Origin of the sequence: Agreia sp. (assembly GCF_964263775.1) — a bacterium.
GTDB lineage: Bacteria > Actinomycetota > Actinomycetes > Actinomycetales > Microbacteriaceae > Agreia.
Window position 1 is genome coordinate 1 of sequence record NZ_CAXVWM010000202.1, and the last position, 7,576, is coordinate 7,576.

The following is a 7,576-nucleotide window of genomic DNA, read 5'->3' on the forward strand; positions in this document are numbered from 1 at the left end:
CTGCGTCACTCGGCCCCGACGGATATGCGACGAACCGCGGACGACCGATCGATCGGTGCGGGCACGCGGCCGCGCGCAGCGCGGTGTGGTGCCTGCGGTTGTGCGCTCAGGCTGGGAGATGTACCCCGGGGTAGCCCCGGAGAGGGTGTTCGTCTGTCGACTCCACCCACCTCGTCCGCAGTCCGTCGCATGCGACCACGCTAACGGCCTCGACGCGTCGGCGTCGAGCGGGCTGCGGCCCCGCACTCATCGAAGTGCGGAATATGGCCGCTTCCTCGCGAATCGAAGCGGCCACACTCCGCACCTCAGCGGCTGAGGCGGTCGAGGATCGTGCGCAGTTCCTCGAGATAACGCTCCAAGGAAAGTTTGAGGTGGGGACAGCAGAGGTCGAGACGACCGAGGAATTTGCCCGAAGCCGAGTACACGCTTCTATTCACCTCGGGCTCCGGGAGTCCCGCGAGCACGATCGCGACGCGCAACAGCGACTCGCGCGGAGACTCGGCTCTGTCAGAGAGAAGCACGAGTCCGCGACGCAGATTTCGGATGCCGCGCCGCGACGGGTAGGTGGCGACGGCGAGTTCGAGCGCGGCTCGGCTGGTCTGCGGGAGTCGTCGCGAGATGAGCTTGTCGCCGGCTGCCACCAGTTCCGGAAGCGTGAGCAGTGACGCCAGGTCGCACCAGGTGCGTTCGGGAGTCGTTACGGGAAACCCGAAACGCCCGTCCCAGTCACCGGGACGGAAGGTGACCTTGTGCCCGACGATGGCGCGGGCATCGACAGCACGGCGCGTTGCGGGCACGGAGATGTGCAGCTCGCGTGGCGAGCTCAGCCGCAGGGGCACAGGCATCCTGTACAGCGCCGCCGCGGTGACGTGGCTGTACACGCCGGCGTAGGGCATCCGGGGAAGAAATGCGCGACATCGATCGTCGAGAAACGTCAGCTGTCGGGCGGCGACCCGGATGCCGTGGAACCACAGGCCGCACTGAGGTGCGGAATATGGCCGCTTCCGAGCGAGGCGGAGTCATATGGTCGTTGCAACGCTCTGATTGATCGGAGTGTTGATGACAACGAAGAAGTATGGCGTTCGGTATGGGCAGGGGGTGAGGGATGCGTTTGTGGATCTTGTCTGTTCGGGAATGTCACCTCATGATGCGGCGGCGATGTTTGGCGCGTCGGACCGGATCTCGTTCAAGTGGTGGCTCAAGAGTGGTGCCATGGAGATTAAGCAGGGTCGAGATGGCGGTCAGATCGTTGACCTCGTCGCGGCCGATTTCGATGCTGGCCGGTTCTTGAGTCTCGAGGAACGAATCGAGATCCAGGCCGGGCTCCGGCAGGGCTGGGGTCATTCTCGGATTGCTCGGGTGATCGGTCGGGACCGGACGGTGATCTGGCGGGAGATCCGCCGGAACTCGAGCCCGGACAGGGTGTATTACGCGACGCGGGCGCATAACTGGGCGCATCAGCAGCGGCGCCGACCTAAAGGTCTGAAGTTGGCGCAGAACCCTGTGCTTGCAGGGTTCGTCGAGGACGCCATGGACGAGGGGTGGTCGCCGAAACTGATCTCGAGGGTTCTGACGGAGTTGTTCCCTGATGATGGGAGCATGCAGCTCAGTCACGAAACGATCTATCGGGCTCTTTACGTCCAGACCCGCGGGATTCTGCGCGCGGATCTTGCCCGGCAGCTCTCAACGAAACGTCAGAGCCGGAACCCGCATAACCGTGGGAGCCGTTTCGTGAGCCCTTACAAAGACGCGTTCACGATCAGCGACAGACCAGCCGAGGTCGCCGATCGCGCCGTTCCAGGTCATTGGGAAGGTGACCTCATCGTCGGGCCGAACAGCGCGTCCGCGATCGGCACCCTGGTCGAGAGATCGACCCGATACACGATCCTGCTGCACCTGCCCGAGAACCACACAGCAGACACCGTCGCGACCGCGATGATCGCCGCGATGAAAGACCTCCCGACCGAGCTCCGCCAATCGATCACCTGGGACCGCGGATCCGAACTCGCGGACTATCGTCGCATCACCGCCGAACTCGAAGCGCCCGTATTTTTCTGCAATCCGCACTCGCCTTGGCAGCGCGGCACGAACGAGAACACGAACCGGCTCCTCAGGCATTGGTTCGAGAAGGGTTCAGACCTCTCCGGCCATACTCCCGCCGACCTGAAGCGGGTCCAGAACATGCTCAACGCACGCCCCAGACCCACCCTTGACCTTCAAACCCCCACCTACCGGCTCGCCCGACTCCTCGAAACGGCCTAACCCCAGCGTTGCAACCACCACTTGACATTGCCCGAATCGAAGCGGCCATTCTCCGCACCTCAGCGGCTCGGCGCGATCACAGCGCGCGGGAATAGATCGCGCCCCGCATTGTTGAGTTGAGTCGAAGGCACTCAAGTTTCATCAGGAGGTTATTTTGCCCGACCGTTTCGACCCCAACACGTCTCCCGACGAAGGTGCAGCCGGCAGCAACTCGTTCGACGAATTCCTCGCCCGCTACCTGCAGGGCGAGCGCGCGGCCCAGGCCGGGCGCTCGATCGACATCAGCCGACTCATGAGCCGGCGCACCCACGAGGTTCTCGCATCCGCGGGGCGCTTCGCCATCGAGCACGGCCACCGCGAGCTCGACGCGCTGCACATTTTGCGTGTGCTCGCCGAGACCGAGCCCGCAGCCGAGGTCATCGCACGACTCGGCGTGCGCCCGGCCGACATCGCCGACGCCGCCGAGCAGCGCCTGCCCCAGGCGCAGACCGGATCGACGGACTCGGCACCGGTGTTCACGCAGTCGGCGCAGCGCGCCCTGTTCCACGCCTACCAGGTGGCCCGCGCATCCGGCTCCACCTACATCGACCCCGAGCACCTCTTCTTCGCGCTCGTGATCAGCCAGGATGCTCCTGCCGGCCAGGTGCTGTCGGCCGCGGGCATCACTCCCGAGGCCCTGCAGTCCGGCCTCCGCGAGACCCTGGGCGAGCAGGCGCCGGCCATGCAGGCCGACGCACCCGACGCATCCACGACCCCGACGCTCGACAAATTCGGAGCCGACCTCACCGCCATGGCGCGAGACGGCGGCCTCGATCTTGTGATCGGCCGTGCCGACGAGATCGAGCAGACCATCGAGATCCTGTCGCGCCGCACCAAGAACAACCCCGTTCTGATCGGCGAGGCCGGCGTGGGCAAGACCGCGATCGTCGAGGGCCTGGCCCAGCGCATCGCATCCGGAGACGTGCCCGAGCAGCTGCGCGACAAGCGCGTGATTTCGCTCGACTTTCCGGCCATGCTCGGGGGCACTCGCTACCGCGGCGACTTCGAGGAGCGCCTCACCACGCTCATGGACGAGATCAGCGCCCACAAGACCGAGCTCATCGTGTTCATCGACGAGCTGCACACGGTCGTGGGCGCGGGCGGCTCCGGCGAGGGGGGCATGGATGCCGGAAACATCCTGAAGCCCCGGCTGGCCCGCGGCGAGCTGCACGTGGTCGGCGCGACAACGCTCAAGGAGTACCGCTCCATCGAGAAGGACTCGGCGCTCGAACGCCGCTTCCAGCCCGTTCACGTCGGCGAGCCCTCCATCGAAGATGCGGTCGCGATCCTCTCGGGGCTGCGCGGCGCCTACGAGGAGCACCACGGCGTGCGCTACACCGACGAGGCCATCCGCGGCGCTGTCGAGCTGTCGGCACGCTACGTCACAGACCGGTTCTTGCCCGACAAGGCGATCGACCTGATCGACCAGGCCGGGGCTCGCCTGCGACTGCGCCTCGGATCCCGCGTCGACACATCCGCGCTGCTCGAAGAGCTGAGCGAACTCGAGGCGTCGAAGAACGCGGCCGTCTCACTCGAGCACTACGAGGAGGCGTCGAGCCTGCGCGACCGTATCGAGTCCGTGCACGCGAAGCTGTCCGCGGCCAAGCCCTCGGCATCCACCGGCGATACCGTCTCGGCCGAGGCCGTCGTCGACGAGGCTGAGATCGCCGCCGTGATCTCGCGGGCCACCGGTATTCCGGCCGCCCGCCTGACCCAGGTCGACCGGGAGCGCCTCGCGGTGCTCGAAGACGAGTTGCACGGCCGGGTCATCGGCCAGCACGACGCCGTCTCGGTGGTCGCCAAGGCCGTGCGCCGCAACCGCACCGGCATGGGCGACGCGAACCGTCCCGTCGGCAGCTTTCTCTTTCTCGGCCCGACCGGAGTCGGCAAGACCGAGCTCGGCAAGGCGCTGGCAGAGTCGCTGTTCGGCGACTCCACGGCGATGGTGCGCTTCGACATGAGCGAGTTCGGCGAACGCCACACGGTCTCGCGCCTGGTCGGCGCCCCTCCCGGATACGTCGGCTACGACGAGGCCGGCCAGCTCACCGAGCGCGTGCGGCGCAACCCGTACTCGGTGATTCTCTTCGACGAGATCGAGAAGGCCCACCCCGACGTCTTCAACCTGCTTCTGCAGGTGCTCGACGACGGACGCCTCACCGATGGACAGGGTCGCACCGTCGACTTCCGCAACACGGTCATCATCATGACGAGCAACATCGGCTCGGAGTTTCTCGCGAGCCGCGGCGCGCCCATCGGCTTCGCGGCCGCGGGTGCCGCCGACGGGTTCGGCAACGACAAGGCGCTGCGCGACCGGGTGATGGGCAAGCTGCGCGAGGCCATGCGCCCCGAGTTCATCAACCGCATCGACGAGATCGTGCTGTTCACGAAGCTCGACCAGCCGCAGCTGCGGCAGATCGTGGCCCTGCTTCTGGATGAGACCCGCTCGCGTCTCGAGGCCCGCAACCTGTCGCTCGAGATCAGCGAGCAGGCGATCGACTGGATCGCCGAGCACGGCTACGAGCCCGAGTACGGCGCCCGCCCGCTGCGCCGGGTCATTCAGCGCGAGCTCGACGACCGCATCGCCGAGCTGCTGGTCGCATCCGCAGTGCCGGATGGCGGCGCTATCTCGGTCGACGTTCTCGACGGCCGGCTCAGCGTGGTCTCGGCCACAGCGGAGCTGCCGCTCGCCGCGTAGCTCGAGAGTAGACAGTACGAGAACGCCCGGCCGCGCAATCCCTGCGGGCCGGGCGTTCTCTCGTGTCAAAGTGAGAAGAGCCCCTTACGGGCTCCTGACGAAAGGTCGCCATAATGGCAAAGAAAGTCATCGAGCAAGCCGGATTCAACCCCATCCGCACCGCGCACGACCTGGGGTTGCGCAGCGAGTTCGCCTACCTTGCGGGTTTCGCATCCATCGGTCTGGCACTCACGGCGTGGCTCGTGTCGCGCGCGAAAAAGTCCGACGACAAGGCGCAGTCCGACCGCTGGGGAATCTTCGTCGGCCACTGGGCCCCGACGTTCTTCGCGATCGGCCTCGCACTCAAAACCGAGGAGTAGCTCAGAACAGCGGCCACGGCACCGCGGGCATCCGGCCCCGTGGTGCCGGAAAACGCGGGCGCGCGAGCAGGCTCTCGCAGCGGGCGTCGACCGCATCCAGCTCGCTCGGCGTGATCAACTCGGCCAACTTCTCGCCCAGTTCGCCGTAGAGCGAGGTGCGCACCCTGTCGACGGCCGCGAGTTCGTCGGGGCGGAGATCATCGTCGATGAAACCCCACAGCACGGTGCGCAGCTTGTGCTCCTCGTGGAACGTGAGCCCGTGGTCGACGCCGTGCCGGTGTCCATCGGGCATCGCCAGGATGTGTCCGCCCTTGCGATCGGCATTGTTGGTGACGACATCGAAGATCGTCATGCGCCGCAGCGCGTCGCCGTCTTCGTGGATGAGCGTGACCTCGCGGTCGTCTTCATCCATCGCGTCGAGCACGCGCCGCCAGCCTGTCTCAGGGAGCTCGTCGGCCGGAACGAGATCAACGGCATCCTGCTCGGGGTCGACGTCTTGCCAGAGCTGCACCATGCCGAGGCCCATTGGGCCGTCACGCAGCCAGGTGCGCGGAACGATGTTCCAGCCGAACGCCTCGGAGACGAGGTAGGCCGCCGCCTCGCGCTGCGCGAGGGTGCCGTCGGGAAAGTCCCAGAGCGGATTCTCGCCGGCGACCGGTTTGTAGACGACGACGGTCTCACCGATCTCGGCGAGGAACGTCGCATTCGACGCCGTCGTGATGCGCCCGGTGATGACCAGTTCGGCGTCGAGGTCGCCGGCAGGTTCGGGCGCCGAGGTCATTCCAGGCCCGGCGACGGGTCGCAGACGTGCCCATCGGCATCCATCGGCATGCCGCACAGCGGGCAGAGCGGCCTGCCCGCGCCGACGATCTCGAGGGTGCGCTTGGCGAAGGCCCGGGCCGAGCCCACGGGGATGCGCACGAGCAGCATTTCGTCGGGCTCGAGATCGGTGGCGTCGAGCTCGAGTTCGTCTTGATCCTCGTCGATCTCGATCTCGACGATCGGAAAGGCCTGGATGACCACCCGGGCGGTCGAGGGATCCCAGCCGAGGCTGAGCGTGCCGGTGCGAAACTCCTCGTCGACGGGGTCGAGGGGGTCGTTGTCGACCAGTTCTACCGGCGTCGTCGCCGGCACGCTGGCCGGGTTGCCCTCCTGGCTCATCAGTTCGTCGAGAATCTCTTCGATCTTCTCGGCGAGGGCGGCGGACTGCTGCTTCTCGAGGCCGACACTGACGATGCGTCTGCCCGTGCGGGCCTGCAGATAGAAGGAACGGGAACCGGGCTGACCGACCGTGCCGACCACCACCCGATCGGGCCAGTCGAAGCCGTGGACGAGGGGAGGCATGACTCTATTCTACGAGCGTCGAGGGCGGTCAGTCCGTGCCGGCGCCGCCGCCGACGGGCGCATCCGCCGGCGCTGGCGCACTGCGCAACCACGACAGGTCTCCCGACTCCGTGTTCGTGGCATGAACGCTCGGCGAGTCGGCCCCGTAACGCACGATCGATACGGATGCGGGGCCGACGCTGATGCGCTGGAACAGGTCGAGGTGCATTCCGTAGGCATCGGCCAGAACCGACTTGATGATGTCGCCGTGGCTGACAGCCGCCCACACCGCCCCGGTGCCGTGCTGCTCTTCGAAGCGGGCATCCAGGCCCCGGATGGCCGCGACCGCCCGCGACTGCATGGCCGCGAGGGACTCTCCTCCGGGGAACACGACTGCCGACGGATTCGACTGCACGACCTTCCACAGCTTCTCGGTGCTGAGCTGCTTCAGGGTGCCGCCCTGCCAGTCGCCGTAGTCGCACTCGGTGATGTCGTCGTCGACGAGAAACTCGGGGGAGCCCTGCTGGCGGTCGAGGATGAGGGCGGATGTCTGGCGACAGCGTTCGAGCGGGCTCGACACGACGGCGACGAGGGGAACGGACGTCAGCCGTTCGGCCGTTGCGGCAGCCTGCTCACGTCCGCGGTCGTCGAGGTCGACGCCCGCGGTGCGACCGGCCAGGATGCCGTCGACGTTCGCCTGGGTGCGGCCGTGCCGCACGAGAATGACTGTGCCCATGTCATCAGACTAGACACGGCCGTCGAACAAAAAGTCCCACTCCCCGTAGAAGCCGGGAAATGGGACAGTGCCTCCGACCGGCGTCGATCCGGTGACCTTTCGATTTTCAGTCGAACGCTCTACCAACTGAGCTACAGAGGCGAGTGACCGAAGTCGCTCACA

The 7,576-nt window shown here is 66.6% G+C and carries 7 protein-coding genes and 1 tRNA gene; 3 read left to right on the forward strand and 5 right to left on the reverse strand.

The features are described from left to right. Positions 1-305 precede the first annotated feature (305 nt). Positions 306-896: a hypothetical protein gene (locus ACE5CZ_RS14355; protein WP_374948009.1), complete on the reverse strand. Its 591-nt coding sequence runs from the start codon at positions 894-896 to the stop codon at positions 306-308. A 163-nt stretch (positions 897-1,059) separates the two neighbouring features. Between ACE5CZ_RS14355 and ACE5CZ_RS14360 the strand changes: the two genes are divergently transcribed. From ACE5CZ_RS14360 to ACE5CZ_RS14370, 3 genes are all read left to right on the forward strand, one after another. Further along, positions 1,060-2,262 (forward strand): IS30 family transposase, encoded by a 1,203-nt coding sequence (locus tag ACE5CZ_RS14360; RefSeq protein ID WP_374948010.1) that lies wholly within the window; start codon positions 1,060-1,062, stop codon positions 2,260-2,262. A gap of 154 nt (positions 2,263-2,416) precedes the next feature. Continuing rightward, entirely contained in the window at positions 2,417-4,996 is a 2,580-nt protein-coding gene (locus ACE5CZ_RS14365) for an ATP-dependent Clp protease ATP-binding subunit (protein WP_374948011.1), read from the forward strand. Between the two features lie 113 nt (positions 4,997-5,109). Continuing rightward, positions 5,110-5,355 (forward strand): hypothetical protein, encoded by a 246-nt coding sequence (locus ACE5CZ_RS14370; RefSeq protein WP_374948012.1) that lies wholly within the window; start codon positions 5,110-5,112, stop codon positions 5,353-5,355. A gap of 1 nt (position 5,356) precedes the next feature. Here ACE5CZ_RS14370 and ACE5CZ_RS14375 read toward each other — a convergent pair whose 3' ends face one another. The 4 genes from ACE5CZ_RS14375 to ACE5CZ_RS14390 form a co-directional block, all read right to left on the reverse strand. After that, positions 5,357-6,136, reverse strand: coding sequence for an SCO1664 family protein (locus ACE5CZ_RS14375; RefSeq protein ID WP_374948013.1), 780 nt, complete (start codon positions 6,134-6,136; stop codon positions 5,357-5,359). Further along, positions 6,133-6,699, reverse strand: coding sequence for a DUF3090 domain-containing protein (locus tag ACE5CZ_RS14380; protein ID WP_374948014.1), 567 nt, complete (start codon positions 6,697-6,699; stop codon positions 6,133-6,135). Before ACE5CZ_RS14380 ends, ACE5CZ_RS14375 begins: the two co-directional genes overlap by 4 nt. A gap of 28 nt (positions 6,700-6,727) precedes the next feature. Further along, positions 6,728-7,414 (reverse strand): histidine phosphatase family protein, encoded by a 687-nt coding sequence (locus ACE5CZ_RS14385; protein ID WP_374948015.1) that lies wholly within the window; start codon positions 7,412-7,414, stop codon positions 6,728-6,730. 68 nt (positions 7,415-7,482) lie between these two features. Continuing rightward, a tRNA-Phe gene (locus ACE5CZ_RS14390) sits at positions 7,483-7,555 on the reverse strand. Positions 7,556-7,576 lie beyond the last annotated feature (21 nt).